Genomic DNA, 18,040 nt, shown 5'->3' on the forward strand with positions numbered 1-18,040 from the left:
AGTGGAATGTAGACTGAGGGGCATGAGTCTTCGACACGCGCTGCTCGGGCTGCTCTCCGAGCGTCCCGCCAGCGGCTACGACCTGCTGAAACTCTTCGAGACGTCGCTGGCCACCGCCTGGCCGGCGACCCAGAGTCAGATCTACACCGAGCTGACCAAGCTGGCGGGCACAGGGCTGATCAACGTGGCGGCCGAGGGTCCGCGAGGCCGCAAGGAGTACGCCCTCACCGACGAGGGGCTGGCCGAACTGCGGCACTGGCTGACCGAGACCAAGCCGCAGCGGAACACCCGCAGCGACATTCTCCTGCGGGTGTTCTTTCTCGGGGTACTGACGCCCGAGCAGGCACGCGGCTACCTCACCGAGCTCATCGAGCTGTCCGATCAGGGGTACCAGGGTCTGCGCCGGCTGGAGGAGTCCGTCGACTGGGACGACGACAATCTTTCGGTCTACGGCCGGATCGCCCTGGAGTACGGCCTGCGGTTCAACGCCATGCGCCGCGAGTGGGCCGAGTGGGCGGCCGGCCAGATCACCTGACGGCCGGCCGGCCGACGGGAGCGCTGCGGGGACCGGACTTCCCCTTGGAACCGCCCCTCGACCGCGTGTGAGTCACGGGCTTCGCAGACGTGGACACGAGCGGTGGAGCCCAGGAAATCGCGTACGGGCCGAGTGATCGCCATCGTTCAGCGATCACTCCCGCTTCTTCGCGGAGTTCACGGCATGCGGGAGCAGGGGTACGGAGACCCCGGTGACGGCCGCTGCGCTGCCCGGGTGTCCTCAGCCGTCGCGCCTGCGGGCGATATAGACGGTGTTGGCCGCGGTCCCGCCCTGCAGCGGATTGTCGAAATCGACCACGTGCGCAGCGGTGTCCGTGAAGACCGATCGCCGCGCGGGCAGACGCCGTGTTTTGGACCTACGGTGATCTCAAAGGAGCCTGCAAGACCGAACTGGTACTACGAAGGAGGCCGCGGTGGAGGAGTACTTCGTCTGGGTAACGACGCGCCGACTTCAGCCGGGCAGCTTGGAGGAGTTCGAGAGGGCATGGCGCCCGGCCCCCTACCCGCAGGGTCTACGCCGCGCCTTCGCGTACTGGTCCGAGGACGGGCAGGAGATCACCGGGGTGTCGTTCTGGGACTCCAAGGAGGCATGCGACACTTGGCGGGCCTCCGAGTCGGAGGCGCAGCGGCGCGCGAGCATGGCCCCGTACGTCGTCGAGGAGCGGGAAGGCTTCTACCGCGGCCGTGAACTGGCCGTCCCCCAGCGGTAGCCGTGGGCGAGCGGGGGCAGCAAGCCGCCGCGGTCCTGTAACCGTCCGCTTCCCCGGCGGCCTAACAGTCTCCGCGTCTCCGCCCGCAGTCCTCTGGGCCCTCCTGCACGACGGACGATTCGCTCGATCTGCCCTTCGTGTTCGACAACCTGCACGCTGGGGGAGCCGACCGATTCAGTGCTCCCAGCCGGTAGTTGACGGTGACGGCCACCACGTCGTGCAGTGATGCGAGTCGGCTCCCGTCGAACACCGGGTCACGTCCCGAGCCCGTCAGGAACGCGCCTCCGTGCAGCCACACCATGACGGGCCGGTTTTCGGCGCCCTGCTGCGGCGTCCAGACGTTGAGGGTGAGACACGACGCCTCACTCGTGGGAAACGGCGCGTGCCTGAACATCTGCTCGAGCACCAGGTCACGCGGTTGCGGAGTGGCTGGGCCATACTCTTGGACGGGTTTCGCCTCCGTCCACGGTGCGGGTGGCTGCGGCGGCTTGAAGCGCAGCGGCCCTACGGGTGGGGCGGCGAACGGTATGCCCTTGAACACGTGTACGCGTTCGCCGAGGGTGCCCTCGACCGGGCCGAGTGTCGTGTCAACGACCTCAATGGCCATGCGGAAATCCCTACTTCAACGGCCGGTCCACGCCGCTCACCTGCGATGCGGCGCGAGACACGGGACAGCCGACCGGCGCGCGGGCCCGGCGTCGTCCGCCGGCCCCGCGCCCGTCTTCGTGTGTCGGTTCGCTGCTACTTCGGGGCGACGGCCCAGGCGAGGTCGGGCAGATAGCTGGGGGCGGAGGTGAAGCCGGACAGCTTCCCGCCGTTGTAGGCGTACAGCCCGTCCATGCGCAGCACCGAGACGAACCACGCCTGATCGACGACGTAGCGCATCGCGTCCTGGTACAGGGCCCGTTGGTGTTGCGGGGAGGCGGCGTTCGCCTTGGAGAGCATCTTGGTCAGCTTGGGATCCGACGTGGCGTAGGGATTGAACGCGGTCGGGTGCGGAAGCATCCAGTCCAGGGCGAGCGTGTAGGTGGGTGCGCCGCCGTAGCCGAAGCCGAGGACCGGGTACTTCTTCGATGTGGCGGAGGCGAGCCACTGCCCGGCGCTGGTGTCGGTGGTGACGTCGGTCTTGACACCGATCTTCTGCCACTGCTGGACCACGGCCTGGGAGACGAGATCGATGCCGAAGAAGCCCTGGGTCTCCATCTTCAGCGAGAAGCCGTGCGGGTATCCCGCCTCGGCCAGGAGCTTCTTGGCCTTCGCCGGGTCGTACGGGTAGTTGTTGTCGTAGTCGGCGGCGAAGCCGTCCAGGCCGGGCAGGGAGATCTGATCCGTCGGGTGGCCGTACTTCTGCACGACGGCCTTGGTGATCGCGGCCCGGTCGACGGCGTAGTTGAGGGCCTTGCGGACACGTATGTCCTTGAGGGGTGTGGCGAGGGCGCCGTTGCGGTCGGCGAGGTTCACGCCCAGGAACACATTGGGGCTGCCGGTGACCTTGAGCCCGCCGGCCTTGGCGGTGTCGACCTGGTTGGCGTTGATCGCCATGGCGTCGGCCTGTCCCGTCTTGACGGCCTGGAGTGCCGAGTTGGGGTTGGCGACGACCTTGATGACCACCTTCTTCCAGTGGATCTTCTTCTTGTCCCAGTAGTGGGGGTTGGGCGTGTAGGTGTAGTGGTCGCCCGTGGCGGTGTGGGCCGTGTCGAGGATGTAGGGGCCCGCTCCGAAGGACTTGGTGCCCATCGCGCCCGGTGAGGCCAGTCCCTTGGGGCTGATGGCGGAGCCGATCATGAGTACCTGGGTCAGGAGTTGGGGCAGGATCGGGTTCGGGCTGGAGCATCGGATGCGCACGGTCCGGGGTCCGGTGACGGAGACCGAGCTGATGGCCGAGGTCCATGAGACGTTGAGGCCATTCTTGCGGGTGTAGTTGAGGGAAGCCGCGATGGCCTTGGCGTCCAGCGGGGTGCCGTCGGCGAAGGTGAGGCCGTCGCGCAGGGTGACGTCGAAGACCTTGTTGCCGCTACCGACGTATCCCCACTTCGTCGCCAGGCCCGCCTGGGTCTTGCCGCCGGGGCCCTGCCGGAGCAGCGTGTCGTAGGCGAGGTTGATGAACCAGTTGTCCGAGCCGACATTCGCCTTGGCGGGGTTGAGGCTCGCGGGCGCGCCGGCCGAGACGACGGTGAGCGTGCCTCCGTGAGCGCCGCTTGGGGGGCTGGAGGAACTCGAACCGCTGCACGCGGTGGCCGCCGCCGCGAGCGCGGCGAACGCCGCCAGTCCCGCGGTTATTCGCTGTCTGCGCATGGTGCTTCCTTACGTTCCGGGCCGCTGGGGGCGGACTCGAGTTCCTGGGTGTTGGTTCGTCGGGGCATCGGCAGCCCGTGGAGTTCCGCCGAGCGATGGCAGGCGACGGCGCGGCCGTCGTCTCCGGTGCTGTTGCCCCGCCCCTCGGAGAAGGGCTGCAGGTCGGGGCGTTCGCGGTGACACAGGTCGACGGCATGCGCGCAGCGGTGGGCGAAGGCGCATCCTGTGTCGGCCGGAACGCCCGAGACCCGTTTGGCCTCTCGTGCTGACCGGCGAACCCGCTGGATGCGGGGGTCGGGCTCGGGCACTGCCTCGAGCAGCATTTGGGTGTAGGGGTGCGCGGGATCGTCGTACACCGCGCCGGCGGGCCCGGATTCCATGACCTGACCGCGGTAGAGCACGACGATGCGATGCGACAGATGGCGCACCACCGGCAGGTCATGGGCGATGAACAGATAGCTGAGAGAGAGTTCCTGCTGCAGTTCGGCGAGCAGGTTCATCACTTGCGCCTGGATCGACAGGTCGAGGGCGCTGACCGGCTCGTCGCAGATCACCAGGCGTGGATGGAGCATGAGCGCGCGGGCGATGGCGATCCGCTGGCGCTGTCCGCCCGAGAACTGCCCGGGAAAGCGCTGCGCGGTGTCGGGCGGCAGGCCCACCCGCTCGAGCATCGTCGCGATGCGCTGGGCGACGCCTTTACGGTCGGTCCCGCCGTGCGCCATCAGCGGCTCGGCAAGGGTCTGTCCGATGGTGCGGGCCGGGTTGAGTGAGGAGTAGGGGTCTTGGAAGACCACCTGGAGTCTGGCGCTCAGAGCACGCCTGTCCCGGGTCGAGGCGCGTGTGATGTCGCGGCCTTCGAACTGGATGCGGCCCGAGTGGACCTGGTTGAGTCCGAGCACGGCGCGGCCGAGTGTGGACTTGCCTGATCCCGACTCCCCCACGAGGCCGACGGTCTCGCCTTCGGCGATGGTCAGCGAGACACCGTCCACGGCCCGGAACGGCTGAGTTCGGCGGCCTTGGCGGAACTGCACCACGAGTTGGCTGATGTCCAGGAGGGGCGGCTGGGTCATGGGTGGCTGCCTTCCGCAAGGAGCTGCTGGTCGTGGACGCAGCGGGTGAGCCGGTCGGGGGCCGGTGCGGTGAGCTGGACCGGACGCTCGGTGCACGTGTCGTCGGCGAGAGAGCAGCGGGCCGCGAAGCGGCAGCCGGTCGGCCAGTTGCCGGGGGCGGGGACGGTTCCCGGGATGGTGGGCAGTGGTTCCCCGTGGCGTGCGAGGTGAGGGTTGGCTCCCAGCAGTCCCGCTGTGTAGGGGTGGAGCGGTCGGCTGAACATCTGCTCCACCTCGGCCTGTTCGACGACCTGCCCGGCGTACATGACCACCGAGCGGTGGCAGAGGTCGGCGACGACTCCCCAGTCGTGGGTGACGATCAGGATCGCCATGCCGGTCTGCTGCTGGAGCGTGCGCAGCAGGGTCAGGATCTCGGCCTGCACGGTGACGTCGAGTGCGGTCGTGGGCTCGTCGGCGATCAGGAGCTCGGGGTCGCCCGCGAGGGCCAGGGCGATGGCGACGCGTTGGGCCATGCCCCCGGACAGTTGGTGAGGGTAGCGTTTGGCCACCCCGGCGGGATCGGGGATGTTCACCATGCGCAGGAGTTCGACGACTCGTGCCCGAGCTGCGCGCCGGTCGCAGTCCTGGTGCCTGCGCACCGCCTCGGCGAGCTGGTCGCCGACCGAGAAGGTCGGGTCGAGGGCGACCATCGGTTCTTGCGAGACGTAGGCGATGCCGGTGCCGCGGACGTGCTCGAGGGCACGGGGAGCGCCCACGAGGTCGGCCCCGTTGAAGATCACCTGACCATCAGTGATATCACCGCCTCCCGGTACGAGTCCGAGGATGCCCAGCGAGGTGACCGACTTGCCGCACCCCGACTCGCCGACCAGACCGACGGTCTCGCCGGCGCACACGTGGAAGCTGACGCGCTGCACCACGGGTGTCCCGCCGATGGCAATCGACAGGTCGCGCACCGTCAGCAGGGCGTCGGTGTCGTCAGGGGCGGCAGGCCGCCCGGTCTCCCCGACACGTTCCGGGGCAGGAGCAGCGGTCGCAGCTCGTGTCTTGGGCCGCCGCTCCGGCTCGCGCAGTTTCGGGACGGACCAGTTCTCCGTCGCCGCATCCCTGATGGCGTCGCCGAGGATGCCCAGTGCCATCACCGTGAGGACGAGCGGGACACCGGTGGGCACGAGCATCCACGGCGCGCGATCGATGTTCTGGGAGGCATCGGCCACCAGACCTCCCCAGGAGGGGTTGGGGGGTTGTGCGCCCAGGCCCAGGAACCCGAGGCCGGCCTGGATGACGACGACGACCGCCGCGAACAGCGAGGACTGGACGATGACCGTGCTGGCCAGCCGGGGCAGGATGTGGCGGCGCATGATCTGCCCGCGGCGCAGACCCGCCACTTGGGCCGCGGCGACATAGAGTTCCTCGCGGATGCCGAGGGTCTGGGACCTCAGGACCCGGGTGATGCCGGGGCTGCCCAGCACCCCGAACGTGATCATCGCGGCGTGGAGGTTCCCCGGGAACACCGAGAGCACCACGAGGACGATGATGATTCCGGGAAGGGCGAACAGCAGCTCTGCGCTCCGCGTGACGAGCCAGTCGATCCATCCCCCAAGGAAGCCCGCCGCCAGGCCGGAGGTGACGCCGATCAGAAGGAAGACGGCCAGGGCCTCCGCCACGGCCAGGAGCGTGGAGCGGCCGCCGTAGAGCAGTCGGCTGAGCAGGTCCCGGCCGAGGTTGTCCGTGCCGAGAAGGTGATGGCCGGAGGGGCCGGCGAGCACGTGACTCAGGTCCTGGTCCAGCGGGCTGTGGGCCGACACGGCCGAGGCCGCGAGGGTGGCCATGGTGAGGAGGAGGAGCCAGCCGAGCGAGATGGCTCCCGCGGGTCGGCGCAGGACCCGCGAGATCAGTCCGGGGCTTCGCGCGGCCTTGCCGGCTGCCACGGTCGGGGAGAGTTTCATGAGGTACGCACCCTCGGGTCGAGTCGGCCGTAGGCCAGGTCCACGAGCAGATTGACGATCACCACGAAGCCGGTGATGTAGAGAACGGCTCCCTGGATGACGGGGATGTCGTGCTGGACGGTCGCCTGCTGGGTGAGGCTGCCGAGTCCCGGCATGGCGAACACGGTCTCGACGAACACGGACGCAGCGAGCAGGCTGACCAGCACGACGCCGAGAACCGTGACGACGGGCAGGGCAGCGTTGCGCAGCACGTGCCGGTAGAGAATCGAACGCCGGGAGAATCCGTTCGCCTCCATCACCCGGATGAAGTCCCGGCCGAAGGTGTCCAGCACCGCGTCGCGTGTCTGTTTGGCGATGATCGCCACCGCGCTCAGCGACAACGACAGGACGGGCAGCACGAGAGAGCGCGCCCACTCGCCCGGGTCGTCGGCCAGGGGAACGTAGCCGGTGACGGGGAACCATCGCAGCTTCACGGCACCGACGGCGATCAGTACGAGCGCGAACCAGAAGGCCGGCACCGCCAGGCCGATGAGCGACAAGCCGTCGACGACCTTCACCAGGAATCCGCCGCGCCGCGCGCTCATCAGGCCCAGCGCCACTCCGAGGAGACCGGAGACCAGGGTTCCGACCGTGATCAGGGACAGGGACACCGGCACCCGGCTGCCGAGCACGTCGGTCACCGCCTCGCCGCTGAAGAGTGAAGATCCCAGGTCTCCGTGAAAGACACGCGCCAGCCAGTGCCCGTACTGGACCGGCAACGCGTCGTCCAGGCCCAGCTGTTGGCGCACCGCCTCGTACTGCTCGACGGTCGCGTGTTGCCCGACGATCGTTCGAGCCGGATCCCCCGGAACCAGGGACACCAACACGAAAGTCAGCGCAGAGACCAGAAACAAGAGGGGGATCGACGACAGCAGCCGCCTTGCCACCAACCGCAGGATTGCCATGCTCACCTCACCGTGAGTTGTGCAACTGATCGGTCGTAACGTCACTTCGGCGCCCGACCGGAGCGTGCGAAGTCGTCTGGATGTCTCGAACCCGGCAGAAGACAGGCCTGGTGGGCGGGGGTCAGCGCCGTGCGACCTCGGCCGGCGCAGGGATGCCCTGAGGGGCCGGCGAAACGCCGCGGGATTCACGTCGGGAGGCTGAAGCCGTGAGAACGAGACGGATGGAGCCGGACCCGAACGGGACGGAGCAGGTGCGGGGTGCGCACAACTCCCCGGCACGAGCTGCTGGTTCGACCGCTGAGAAGTGCGGCGTCTGAGACCGGGACCTTATATCGAAATACTGGCGGTCGCCAGAGAAACAACATAAACGTTGAGTAACGTGCCCGCCGCCCCCCTCACCCCTTGCCCGAACACGCTCCGGCATGGACACTGCTTACACGTGTTAACGGCAGGTCGTCCAGGGGGCGGAATGAAGTTGTACGGATACGAGCAGGGCCACGACCCGGCCTCCGCACTGATCCACGGTGACATGGCCGACCACCAGATCTGCAGTCGACGGGTTCATCGAGTCACTGAGGGGCTGGACCTGACGCCAAGAGTTACACGTATTAGCAGCCCAACCAGCTTCCGTGGCCAGTGCTCGCGTGCCGCCGCGGAGAGCCTCGCACGCGGCGCTCGACTCAGAGTCCCGTCACTTTCCGTACATGTTCGAGGCTCGGCGCGGCCAGGACTCCATGCAGCTGCTGGAAGAGCTGACGGGCAGCGACCGCGTTCCAGTCGTCGGGGAGCAGTTCGACGGGAAGGCCGGGATCGAGATAGGGCAGGCGCCTCCACTGCGTGAGCATGGGCACGTAGTGGCGGAATGCTTCTTCGGCGTCGATGTCTTCCTGCTGCTCGATGGAGCGGACGATCGGGCCGTAGGCGTCGGTGAAAGCCGCGTACTGCGCCTCGATCGCCGGGAAGTCCCACCAGGTGCTCACTGTCGTACGCAGATCGCTGAAGGCGGCGTACTGGGACGTGAACAGGTGGACGTAGTCGCTGAGTTCCAGGCGCTCAAGCGTGGCGCGGGCAGGCTCCAGCAGTCGGGCCGGCGCCAGCCAGATGCCCGGCCCCATGTTGCCGAAACCGAGCCACGTCAGCCGCGTACGCAGCTGATAGCGGTAGGTGCGTTCCGACTCGGGCACGGAGAAGACCGCCATGACCCAGCCGTCCTCCAGCGCGGTGGGCTCCAAGCTGCCGAAGATGCGGCGATCGCCCTCGTCGAAGACGGGGTGCATGGCGGGGCTGAGGCTGTACCCCGTGCCTGAGCGGCGTTCGGGTACGAGGACACCTCGCTTCTTCAGCCGGGACATGGCGGAGCGCACCGCCTGGCTGTCCACGCCGAGGTCCCCCATCAGCACGATCAGATCAGCGATGGAGATCCACCCGCCGAGCCGTCGGACGAATGCTCCGTAGACCGTGTTGATGAGGGAGCTTGGCCGAATGGAGCTGTCCACCTGATCGCCTTCCGTCGTATGCGGTGGCGATCCTATCGAGCGGTACGGCCTCCTCCGGGTGCCGGGCAGTCCCCCGCCGGGGTCATCGCCCGCCGGTGGAGCCAGGGCTGAACGGCGCCTCCGCGTAGGCTCCGGACAGGAGGTGCCCGGCGCCGGGGGCCACAGCGGGAAGCCCGAGCGCCCGCAGCATCTGGTGGGCGGTGCAGATCGCCGCGGAGACCACGGGCTTGCCCAGCTGCTGCTCGGCCTCCTCGACGGCTCCCAGTGACGGCATCTGCACACAGGCGGACAGCACGACGGCGTCGGCGTCGGCGTGGTCGAGCGCGCGGGCGAGGCCGGGCAGCCTGGCCGGATCGTGGGCGGCCACGTCGAGGTTGTTGGGGATCTCGAGCGCCGCGTAATCGAGGACCTCGATCCCTTCATGGGTCAGGTAGTCCACGACCGTCTGCGTCAACGGACGCATGTAGGGCGCGAGCAGTGCGATCTTCCTGGCTCCGAGGGTGTGCAGGCCCTGGACGAGGGCTCCCGCACTGGTGACGACCGGCGCCGGGGCACCGTTCTCGACGGTCCGGCCGTGCAGGCGTTCCTCGGACGTGCGGTGGTAGCCCAGGCCCATGCTCATGATGGCCACCAGGCAGGCGTAGCCGAGGACGTCGACGTGGGCGTCGGACAGTTCCAGAGCGCACCGGTCGGAGTCGGCGTCCATGGCTTTGAGCTGCTCCGGCGTTACGTGCGTCATGCGCATCCGGCTGGAGTGGAAGGTGAAGCGTTCCGGCGCGATCGTTTCCCGGGCGCGCAGGATGGCCGGCACCTCCGTCTCCATGGTGACGTTGGAACTCGGAACGATCTGGCCGATCCGATACGTACGTGGGGCCACGGGGATTCTCCTGCTGGAAGTGAAGGGGACGCCGCGCGTCAGCGTGCGTCGATGACGGGGTTGGTGAGCGTGCCGATGCCCTCGACGGTGGCCTCGACGATGTCACCGGGTACGAGGAACTGCGGAGGGACCATGCCGGCGCCCACTCCGGAAGGGGAACCGGTGGCGATGACGTCGCCGGGCTCCAGCGTGACCCCGGAGGTGATGTCGGCGATGAGACGGGCGATGGGGAAGAGCATGTGGCGGGTGTTCGACTTCTGCTTGGTCACGCCGTTGACCCGCAGTTCGAGGTCGAGGGACTGGGGGTCGGGCACCTCGTCGGCGGTGACGACGGCAGGGCCGAACGGGGCGTAGGAGTCCTGCCCCTTGGAGAAGAACCACTGCCCCGAGCGGCGCTGGTCGCGGGCGCTGATGTCGTTGACGATGCTGTAGCCGAAGATGTGGTCGAAGGCGTCGTCCTCGCTGACGCGGAAGGCGGTACGGCCGATGACCACGGCCAGCTCGCACTCCCAGTCGAGTTGGTCGGTCAGGTCCGCGTTGTGCAGGATCGGCTGGCCGGGACCGGTCACGGCGGTCGACGGCTTGCTGAACAGCACCGGCCTCGAGGGCAGTTCCTTGGCGGTGTCGAGGCTGCGGCTGGACTCCTCGACGTGTTCGACGTAGTTCAGGCCGACACCGATGACCTTGCCGGGGCGCAGCGGAGCACGCAGCGAGACCTCGTCCAGTGGGCGGCAGACGTCGGCGGGCCAGGCGACCGGATCGGTGGCGAGCAGCCGCCGTGCGGTCTCGTGGACGACGTCGCCGGCCCGGACGAGGGACAGGAGGTCCTGCGGCAGTTCCTCGTTGTGGAAGGCGGCCAGAGCGGGCAGGTCGATCACGCTCTCGTCGATCTGAGCACCGAGTCGGGCGGGCCCCTCGTCGAGGCAGTAGGTCACCAGGCGCATGGGAACTCCTTGGGCAATGAGTACGGATGGAAGAGCGGGGAGGGTGAGGCGGTGGCGAAGGTCATGTCCCTTCGCCACCGCCCCGGAACCGGGGGCGGCGCGGGGCGACAATGGCCGTCCCCGGTCGCGCCGGCGTCACACCACCGGTGTCAGGGCCGGCCGCGGTGGTGACGGTGGGCGCGGTCTAGGCGGTGGGCTGGTGCCCTGCGTTGTCGGCGTACGCCTCTTCCCGGTAGAAGCCGAGCGAGCGCATGACGGGGAAGTCGTTGAACGAGAAGAGGCAGGCATCGTCGTCCTGGTCGAGGTTGCTGTGCTCGTGCCACGCCCAGGACGGGACGCAGAAGATGTCGCCCTCCTTCCAGGCGAAACGCTCCCCGCCGATCACCGACTCTCCGCGGCCCTTGGCCACCGTGTAGATGACCGAACCGGTGTGCCGGTGAGCCTTGGTGGCCTGGCCCGGTCGCAGCAGCTGCATGTGCGCGCCCATGGTGGGCATGACCGACCCGCCGGTGACCGGGTTGGTGTACTCCGCGATCACACCGTCGTAAGGGGAACCTTCGGAGGCCCGGGCCAGCTGGCGCAGGGACTCGTACGTCGGCTCCCAGGGGTAGGCGAGCAGCGGGGAGTACGGGCGCGTCCACTTCTCCACCCCGTAGGGCAGGAGGTTGGCTCCGTAGGTGAGCACGGAGGAGTTGATCACCTTTCCGGGCTTCTGGTAGAGCTCCGGATGGACTTCGTAGAAGCCGGCGTCCAGGGCGTTGACGAGAGGGATGTCGAGGCCGTCCTGCCAGATGACCGGACCGTCGTCGGATTCGTTGCCGTGCTCGTGCCAGGTGCCGTTGGGAGTGATGGCGAAGTCGCGCGGGCCGACCCTGAGCTTCTGTCCGTCGACGATGGTCCAGGCTCCGGTGCCCTCGTGCACGAAGCGCAGGGCGGCGGCCTGGTGGCGGTGGGCGGTCATCGCCTCGCCGGGGCCCATGATCTGCAGTCCGGTGTACAGAAGTCCGACGGCGGCGCTGACGTCCTTGCGGCCCGGGTTGACGAGCATCACGACGCGCCGGCCGGCGTCGTCGGCCTTGACCAGGTCGAGCGCCTTGCGGACCAGGGGGCGCAGTTCCTCGTACCGCCACAGGACGGGTACGGACTTGGGTTGCGGGTACCAGGGTTCGATGTCGTTGGCGACGGTCCACAGGGCGCCGGCGTCCCGTTCGGCGAGTTCACCGTAGTAGGCGGTGAGTTCGGGTGTGTCGGCCACCCGGGCCCGCCCCGGCTGGTTGTCGTCGTACGCGGTGGTCATGCGTGATCCTCCTTCGTGGTGTCGGTGCCGTCCGTCGGCAGCGGGGCGCAGTGGTGCGTCGCGGGCTGCCGCGCGGGATCCGCGGTGAAAGTCACCGGGCTGCGGGGGGTGTTGTCGACGTGGAGCTGGAAGACGTCGAAGCGGTTGTAGTGGCCGACGATGTCGTGCATCTGCTTGGGCTGGATGCACTTGGCCAGGTCGATCTCCGCGTAGACGATCCCTTCGTCGTCGACGAGGGGTTCGGTCACGGGTCTGCCGTCGGGGCCGAAGATCCCCGAAAGCGCGCTGCGAGGGCGGGCGAGCATGCGCCGTATCTCCTCGTCGTCACCGGCGACGGTGTCGACGATCTCCGGGGAGATCGTCGAACAGGCCACGACGGAGAAGACCTTGCCCTCGAAGCTGTGGGCGGCGGTGCGCACCGCGATGGCGTCCGCCATGTCGTAGTCCTCGGGGGCAACCGGCAGCGCGATGTAGCTGGCGGCGTGCACCAGTTCGCCCTGCGCCAGGAGCGCGAAGCGGGCGAGGGTGTTGGTGTTCTCGCCGCAGGCCAGTACGCCCAGGGGCCCGATCGGGGTGTGGTGGACGCGCAGGGAGCTGCCGTCGCCGCCGGTCCAGGTGAGCTTCTCCGCCCAGGTGGGCACCAACTTGCGGTGGACGCCGAGCAGTTGCCCGTCGGGGCCGATGGTGAGCAGTGTGTTGTAGAGGACACCCAGACTGTGCGGGCCGCGCTCGTTGACGCCGATCACGACGACGACGTTGTGCTGGCGGGCCGCCGCGCGCAGCGCGTCCACGTGGGGTCCGGGCACGTCGATGGACGCGCGGTAGAGGCGTTCGAACCAGGGTGAGCCCTGGACCGGGTTCATCGTCCAGTTCCAGTACGGGTAGCCCGGGACGAACACCTCGGGGAGGACGACGAGCGAGGCGCCGTTGCCGGCAGCCTCCTCGATGAGCGCGACCGCCTTGTCGACGGTGGCGGCCGGGTCCAGGTAGACCGGGGCGGCCTGGACCGCGGCGGCGATGAAGCGGGGAAGATTGTCCACGGGTTCCTCCTGGGACCGGGGATGTCCTGGGCGGGTCAACGGACCGCCGCCGCGGCGACGGTGGCCTGTGCAGGGGGCAGCCAGCGCTGGTGCACGGGCACGGGGGCTTCCCGCAGCAGCTGCAGCCGGGGCGGGATGCGGTCGGTGCGCACGCCCGGGGGCTTTCCGCTCCCCGCCTTCCAGGACGCCGGCCACGGTGCTGCGGGTCCTGCGTACCCCTGGGCCGCGGCGGCGTGCAGCGTCCAGAGCGGATCGTGGAGCTGTGCCCGTCCGACGGCACAGAGATCGGCACGACCGGCCAGGATGATGGAGTTCACGTCGTCGTAGGTGGAGATGGCTCCCACGGCGATGGCGGGAATCCCAGTGGCGTTGCGGATGAGGTCCGCGTACGGGGTCTGGTAACTGCGGCCGTAGCGGGGCTGTTCATGGGCGACGACCTCGCCGGTGGAGACGTCGAGGGCGTCGGCGCCGGCGGCCGCCAGGCGGCGGGCGATCTCGACCGCCTCGGCCTCCGTGGTGCCCCCCTCGGCCCAGTCCGTCGCCGAGATGCGGACGATCAGAGCCTTGCCCGCCGGCCATACCTCGCGCACACCTTCCAGAACCTGCAGGGGGAAGCGCAGCCGGTTGGTGAGGCTGCCCCCGTAGGCGTCGGTGCGGGTGTTCGTCAGCGGTGACAGGAAGCCGGACATCAGGTGTCCGTGTCCGAACTGCAGCTCCAGGACGTCGAATCCGGCTCGGTCGGCGCGGCGCGCGGCGGCGACGAAGTCCCGGGTGATGTCGTCCATGTCCTGGCGCGTGGCCTCCCGGGGCGTGCTGCTGTCGGTGTCCCAGGGAATGGCCGAGGCAGCGATGAGCGGCCATCCGCGGTCACCGAGTGAGGTGCTCCGGCCGTCGGCGCGGGGCACACCGGTCGCCGCCCGTCGGCCGGCGTGGGTGAGCTGGATGCCCAGACGGGCGCCCGCCTGACGGTGGACGAATTCGGCGATCTTCCGCCAGGCCTCCTCCTGTTCGTCGGTGTAGAGACCGGGGCAGCCGAGTGTGGCGCGGCCGTCCGGGTTCACGGCCGTCATGCCCGCGAGGACGAGCCCGGCGCCGCCGAGGGACTGGGTGCTCAGGTGAACGAGTTCGAAGTCCCCGGGCAGACCGTCATGTGCCGAGTACAGGGCGGTCGGGGGCACCACGACACGGTTGCGCAGGTGCAGGCCGCCCAGTGGGAACGGCCGGAACATGGGCGGCACGGCGGCAGTGGTGCCTGTGACGGCGGTGATCGGGGCCTGCGTGGATGCGTTGCGTGCCTCGACCGCGTCCGTGAACTCCTTGTCCCGCACGCGCAGGTTGTCGTGGGTGACGCGCCGGCTGCGGGTCAGAAGGTTGAAGGCGAACTGGTGCGGCTCCTGACCGCTGTAGCGACCCACGTTCTCGAACCATTCCAGGCTGGCCTGGGCGGCGCGCTGGGTGGACTCGACCACCGGCTTGCGCTCGGCCTCGTACGCGACCAGTGCCGTTGCCGGATCGGGCTGCTCGTGGAGGCAGGCCGCGAGCGCGAGCGCGTCCTCCATCGCCAGCTTGGTGCCGGAGCCGATGGAGAAGTGCGCGGTGTGGGCGGCGTCGCCGAGCAGGACGACATTGCCGTGCCGCCAGGTCTCGTTGCGGACCGTGGTGAAGCGGATCCACTTGGAGTTGTTCGGTATCAGGCGGTGTCCGTCGAGGTGGTCGGCGAGGATCTCCTGGCACAGCCGGATGCTGTCCTCGTCACTGGTTCCCGGCGGGTGGTTGCGGGCCGCGAACTCGGCGAAGCCCGCGCGCCGCCAGGAGTCCTCGTCGATCTCCACGATGAACGTGCTGCGGGTGGCGTCGAAGGGGTAGGCGTGGACCTGCACGGTGCCGAAGTCCCGCTCCTCGACGATGAACGTGAACGCCTCGAAGACCTTGTCCGTGGCAAGCCACATGTAGCGGCAGTGCCGTTCGTCGAGGTCCGGCCGGAAGGTGCCGGCGTAGGCGGCGCGGGCCGTCGACCGGACCCCGTCACTGGCGACCACCAGGTCGTACTCGGCCGCGAGTGCGGCCACCGGCGGCGCCTGGGTGCAATAGCGCACGTCCACCTTCAGGGCCGAACACCGCTCCTGAAGGATGGTCAGCAGCCTCTTGCGCCCGAGCGCCGCGAAGCCGTGTCCTCCCGAGGTGAGGACCTGTCCCTTGTAGCGGATGTCGATGTCGCTCCAGCGGGCGAACTCGGCCGACATCGCCGCGAAGATCTCGGGATCGGCCTGCGCGATGCCGTCGAGGGTCTCGTCGGAGAACACGACACCGAACCCGAACGTGTCGTCGGCCGCGTTGCGTTCCCAGACGGTGACCTCCCAGTGCGGGGAGAGCTGCTTGGCCAGAGCTGCGAAGTACAGCCCTCCCGGCCCTCCCCCGATGACTGCTACGCGCACGGCGTCCTCCTTACGGTTCCACGAGCAAGATATGCCGTGAATTCAACGATCGTCAAGAAAGCTATATACATGCGGAGTCCTCAGAGGAGGCGTTCCGGCGCTTGGGGTCCCGCCTTGGTCAGCACCTCGCGCACGTCGTCGGCCCAGGGGGTGGCGCCGGACGCCCGGGCGGCCGAGTGCGCGATCGACATGCGCCCGGTGGCCGCCACTTCGCCGTCCTCCGCCCGGACGGTGAAGGCGTAGTGCAGGGAGGCCGTGCCCACCTTCGTGACACTCAGCTCCGTACGGACGAGCTGGCCGAACCACAGCCGGGCGCGGTAGTCGGCCTCGAAGTGCACCCTCGGTGTGCTCCCGAAGAGGTGGGCAAGACCCAGCCGGCTCAGCAGTACGGCCTCGGCCGCCTCCACCCAGCGCACGACCGTCGAGTGGTGGTAGTGCCCTGCCGCGTCGGTGTCCGGCCACTCGACGCGTCGCTCGATGACAACGCTGGGCAGCTGGGGTTCGCGCGCTTCGAGGGATCCGGCGGAACAGCCTTCGTCACGAAGCGCTTTCGGCCGTGGCCTGGACCTGTCCATGCGAGTGCCTTTCACAACGAGCCGGCCGTGCCGGCGTGGGGGAAGGACGGCCGTGCCGTCCACGGGAGAGCCGACGCCGTGCGGGATGCCTGTCTCAACTGGCTGCGCCCAGGGCGTGTTTGCGCAGCTCGGCGCGCTGCAGCTTGCCGTTGATCGTGCGCGGCAGGTCGGCGACGAACTCGATGGCGCGGGGGTACTTGTACGGCGCGATGGTCTGCTTGACGTGGTCCTGAAGTTCCTTCGCGGTGACCTCGTCGCCGGAGACTTCCGGCTTGAGCACGACATACGCCTTCACGATCATCCCGCGACGGTCGTCCGGAGCTCCCACGACGCCGCAGTCCTCGACGTAGGGATGAGTGACCAGAGCCTTCTCGACCTCGGGGCCCGCGATGTTGTAGCCGGAGGAAACGATCATGTCGTCGCTGCGGGCCACGTACCAGAAGTAGCCTTCAGCGTCCCTGATGTAGGTGTCGCCGGTGATGTTCCAGCCGTTCTTCACGTAGGTCGTCTGACGGGGGTCATCCAGGTACCGGCACCCGGTGGGGCCGGTCACGGCGAGCAGTCCGGGCTCGCCGTCGGGGACGGGTTCGCCGGTCTCGTCGACGACTCTGGCCCGGTATCCGGGGACGGGCCTGCCAGTGGAGCCGGGGCGTATGTCGTCGTCGGCGGCGGAGATGAACACGTGGAGCATCTCCGTGGCGCCGATTCCGTCGATGATGCGCAGTCCGGTGGCGGCGTGGAAGTCTTCCCAGACCTGCGCCGGCAGTGCCTCGCCGGCGGCCACGCAGCGCCGGAGGTTCGCCAGGCGGTCCGCCTTGCCTGCCGCCATGATCGCCCGGTACGCGGTGGGTGCGGTGAACAGCACCGTGACCCCGTGCTCGGCGACATGGTCCGCCAGCTGGCCCGGCGTCGCCTGTTCCAGCAGCAGGGAGGCCGCACCGACGTACAGCGGGAAGACGACGAGTCCGCCGAGACCGAAGGTGAAGGCGAGCGGCGGCGTTCCCGTGAACACGTCGTCGGGTCGGGGTCGCACGATGTGCCGGGAGAACGTGTCTGCGTTGGCCAGCACGTCGCGGTGGAAGTGCAGCGTGGCTTTCGGCCGCCCGGTGGTTCCGGACGTGAAGGCGATCAGCGCGACGTCGTCCGCGGCCGTGTCGACGGTGCGGAACGTGGCGTCCTTGGCCGCGCAGCGGGCGACGAGGTCGTCCGCCGCACTCCCGCCGTAGGCGATGACCTGCAGCCCCGGCGCGTCGGCGGCCTGCAGCTCCTCCAGGTAGCGGTGGTCGCACACGGCGACGGCCGGGAGGCTGATCTCGTGCAGCTGCGCCAGCTCCGCAGCGCGCAGCAGCGGCATCGTGGTGACGGCCACGCATCCCGCCTTCAGGACGCCGAACCACGCGGCGACGAGCCAGGGATTGTTGGGGCCGCGCAGCAGGACGCGGTTGCCGGGCCGCACCCCGAGATCCTCGGTCAGAACGCGGGCCACCTGATTGGCCCGGCGCAGTAGGTCGCCGTAGGTCCAGCGCTCGGTGGGCGTCAGCAGACACGGCCGGTCGGCGCCCCAGCGCTCGACGGCGTCGTCGAGCAGCCGGTCGGCGCAGTTGAGTCGCTCGGGGTACATCAACTCCGGTAGATCGAAGTGGAGTTGGGGCCAGAGGGCGAAGGTCGGGAGGCGATCGCGGCAGAACGTGTCCACATGTGCGGACAGGGAGAGCTCCATGGGGTGCACCTCGTCTCGGGGCAGCAGGGAGAGTGCCGCAAGTATCCCGCCTTTCTGACGGCAGTCAATATTTCGCTATAGATCTCTTGGATGACGCGGCGCCATACACACACAGCCGTCGCCCCAACTCCCTTGC

At 68.9% G+C, this 18,040-nt stretch carries 15 protein-coding genes and 1 pseudogene; 2 read left to right on the forward strand and 14 right to left on the reverse strand.

All coding sequences use genetic code 11. The features are described from left to right. The first annotated feature begins 22 nt into the window (after positions 1–22). Positions 23–535 (forward strand): PadR family transcriptional regulator, encoded by a 513-nt coding sequence (locus AB5J50_RS01750; RefSeq protein ID WP_327434798.1) that lies wholly within the window; start codon positions 23–25, stop codon positions 533–535. Between the two features lie 240 nt (positions 536–775). On the opposite strand, the pseudogene AB5J50_RS01755 reads toward AB5J50_RS01750, so the two are convergent. Beyond that, positions 776–877 (reverse strand): annotated as a pseudogene (locus tag AB5J50_RS01755) (spermidine synthase); the annotation flags it as partial. 91 nt (positions 878–968) lie between these two features. Between AB5J50_RS01755 and AB5J50_RS01760 the strand changes: the two are divergent. Beyond that, entirely contained in the window at positions 969–1,265 is a 297-nt protein-coding gene (locus tag AB5J50_RS01760) for a hypothetical protein (RefSeq protein ID WP_369254234.1), read from the forward strand. Between the two features lie 61 nt (positions 1,266–1,326). On the opposite strand, the gene AB5J50_RS01765 is transcribed toward AB5J50_RS01760, so the two are convergent. From AB5J50_RS01765 to AB5J50_RS01825, 13 genes are all read right to left on the reverse strand, one after another. Next, positions 1,327–1,872 (reverse strand): carboxylesterase family protein, encoded by a 546-nt coding sequence (locus AB5J50_RS01765; RefSeq protein WP_369254236.1) that lies wholly within the window; start codon positions 1,870–1,872, stop codon positions 1,327–1,329. Positions 1,873–2,006: 134 nt separating this feature from the next. After that, positions 2,007–3,560 (reverse strand): ABC transporter substrate-binding protein, encoded by a 1,554-nt coding sequence (locus tag AB5J50_RS01770; protein WP_369254238.1) that lies wholly within the window; start codon positions 3,558–3,560, stop codon positions 2,007–2,009. Continuing rightward, positions 3,542–4,630 (reverse strand): ABC transporter ATP-binding protein, encoded by a 1,089-nt coding sequence (locus AB5J50_RS01775; protein ID WP_369254240.1) that lies wholly within the window; start codon positions 4,628–4,630, stop codon positions 3,542–3,544. The genes AB5J50_RS01770 and AB5J50_RS01775 overlap by 19 nt, the downstream gene beginning before the upstream one ends. Continuing rightward, positions 4,627–6,576: a dipeptide/oligopeptide/nickel ABC transporter permease/ATP-binding protein gene (locus tag AB5J50_RS01780; protein WP_369254242.1), complete on the reverse strand. Its 1,950-nt coding sequence runs from the start codon at positions 6,574–6,576 to the stop codon at positions 4,627–4,629. The genes AB5J50_RS01775 and AB5J50_RS01780 overlap by 4 nt, the downstream gene beginning before the upstream one ends. Further along, entirely contained in the window at positions 6,573–7,520 is a 948-nt protein-coding gene (locus tag AB5J50_RS01785) for an ABC transporter permease (RefSeq protein WP_369254244.1), read from the reverse strand. The genes AB5J50_RS01780 and AB5J50_RS01785 overlap by 4 nt, the downstream gene beginning before the upstream one ends. A 680-nt stretch (positions 7,521–8,200) precedes the next feature. Further along, positions 8,201–9,016, reverse strand: coding sequence for a PaaX family transcriptional regulator C-terminal domain-containing protein (locus AB5J50_RS01790; RefSeq protein WP_369254246.1), 816 nt, complete (start codon positions 9,014–9,016; stop codon positions 8,201–8,203). A gap of 82 nt (positions 9,017–9,098) precedes the next feature. Next, the gene (locus tag AB5J50_RS01795; RefSeq protein ID WP_330309935.1) at positions 9,099–9,839 is read right to left on the reverse strand and encodes an Asp/Glu racemase; all 741 of its coding nucleotides are present in this window, start codon (positions 9,837–9,839) and stop codon (positions 9,099–9,101) included. A gap of 92 nt (positions 9,840–9,931) precedes the next feature. After that, on the reverse strand, positions 9,932–10,837 hold the full coding sequence (locus AB5J50_RS01800; protein ID WP_369254248.1) for a fumarylacetoacetate hydrolase family protein: 906 nt from the start codon (positions 10,835–10,837) through the stop codon (positions 9,932–9,934). Between the two features lie 184 nt (positions 10,838–11,021). Continuing rightward, a complete protein-coding gene (locus AB5J50_RS01805) occupies positions 11,022–12,134 on the reverse strand; it encodes a cupin domain-containing protein (RefSeq protein WP_369254250.1) in 1,113 nt (370 codons plus the stop codon). Further along, positions 12,131–13,174: a carbon-nitrogen hydrolase family protein gene (locus tag AB5J50_RS01810; protein WP_369254252.1), complete on the reverse strand. Its 1,044-nt coding sequence runs from the start codon at positions 13,172–13,174 to the stop codon at positions 12,131–12,133. Before AB5J50_RS01810 ends, AB5J50_RS01805 begins: the two co-directional genes overlap by 4 nt. Positions 13,175–13,209: 35 nt before the next feature. After that, positions 13,210–15,609 carry a bifunctional salicylyl-CoA 5-hydroxylase/oxidoreductase gene (locus AB5J50_RS01815; RefSeq protein WP_369254254.1) on the reverse strand — a complete coding sequence of 800 codons (2,400 nt, stop codon included), beginning with the start codon at positions 15,607–15,609 and terminating at the stop codon, positions 13,210–13,212. 80 nt (positions 15,610–15,689) lie between these two features. Beyond that, positions 15,690–16,184, reverse strand: a complete 495-nt coding sequence (locus AB5J50_RS01820; RefSeq protein ID WP_369254256.1) for an acyl-CoA thioesterase — start codon at positions 16,182–16,184, stop codon at positions 15,690–15,692. A gap of 94 nt (positions 16,185–16,278) precedes the next feature. Beyond that, positions 16,279–17,904 (reverse strand): benzoate-CoA ligase family protein, encoded by a 1,626-nt coding sequence (locus tag AB5J50_RS01825; protein ID WP_369254258.1) that lies wholly within the window; start codon positions 17,902–17,904, stop codon positions 16,279–16,281. Between the last annotated feature and the right edge of the window lie 136 nt (positions 17,905–18,040).

Origin of the sequence: Streptomyces sp. R35 (assembly GCF_041053035.1) — a bacterium.
GTDB lineage: Bacteria > Actinomycetota > Actinomycetes > Streptomycetales > Streptomycetaceae > Streptomyces > Streptomyces lutosisoli.

Bases quoted from the DNA above. Each gene is read 5' to 3' on its own strand.
- AB5J50_RS01750 (WP_327434798.1), top strand. From the start codon at position 23: ATGAGTCTTCGACACGCGCTGCTCGGGCTGCTCTCCGAGCGTCCCGCC.
- AB5J50_RS01765 (WP_369254236.1), bottom strand. From the start codon at position 1,872: ATGGCCATTGAGGTCGTTGACACGACACTCGGCCCGGTCGAGGGCACC.
- AB5J50_RS01770 (WP_369254238.1), bottom strand. From the start codon at position 3,560: ATGCGCAGACAGCGAATAACCGCGGGACTGGCGGCGTTCGCCGCGCTC.
- AB5J50_RS01775 (WP_369254240.1), bottom strand. From the start codon at position 4,630: ATGACCCAGCCGCCCCTCCTGGACATCAGCCAACTCGTGGTGCAGTTC.
- AB5J50_RS01780 (WP_369254242.1), bottom strand. From the start codon at position 6,576: ATGAAACTCTCCCCGACCGTGGCAGCCGGCAAGGCCGCGCGAAGCCCC.
- AB5J50_RS01785 (WP_369254244.1), bottom strand. From the start codon at position 7,520: ATGGCAATCCTGCGGTTGGTGGCAAGGCGGCTGCTGTCGTCGATCCCC.
- AB5J50_RS01795 (WP_330309935.1), bottom strand. From the start codon at position 9,839: ATGGAGACGGAGGTGCCGGCCATCCTGCGCGCCCGGGAAACGATCGCG.
- AB5J50_RS01800 (WP_369254248.1), bottom strand. From the start codon at position 10,837: ATGCGCCTGGTGACCTACTGCCTCGACGAGGGGCCCGCCCGACTCGGT.
- AB5J50_RS01805 (WP_369254250.1), bottom strand. From the start codon at position 12,134: ATGACCACCGCGTACGACGACAACCAGCCGGGGCGGGCCCGGGTGGCC.
- AB5J50_RS01820 (WP_369254256.1), bottom strand. From the start codon at position 16,184: ATGGACAGGTCCAGGCCACGGCCGAAAGCGCTTCGTGACGAAGGCTGT.
- AB5J50_RS01825 (WP_369254258.1), bottom strand. From the start codon at position 17,904: ATGGAGCTCTCCCTGTCCGCACATGTGGACACGTTCTGCCGCGATCGC.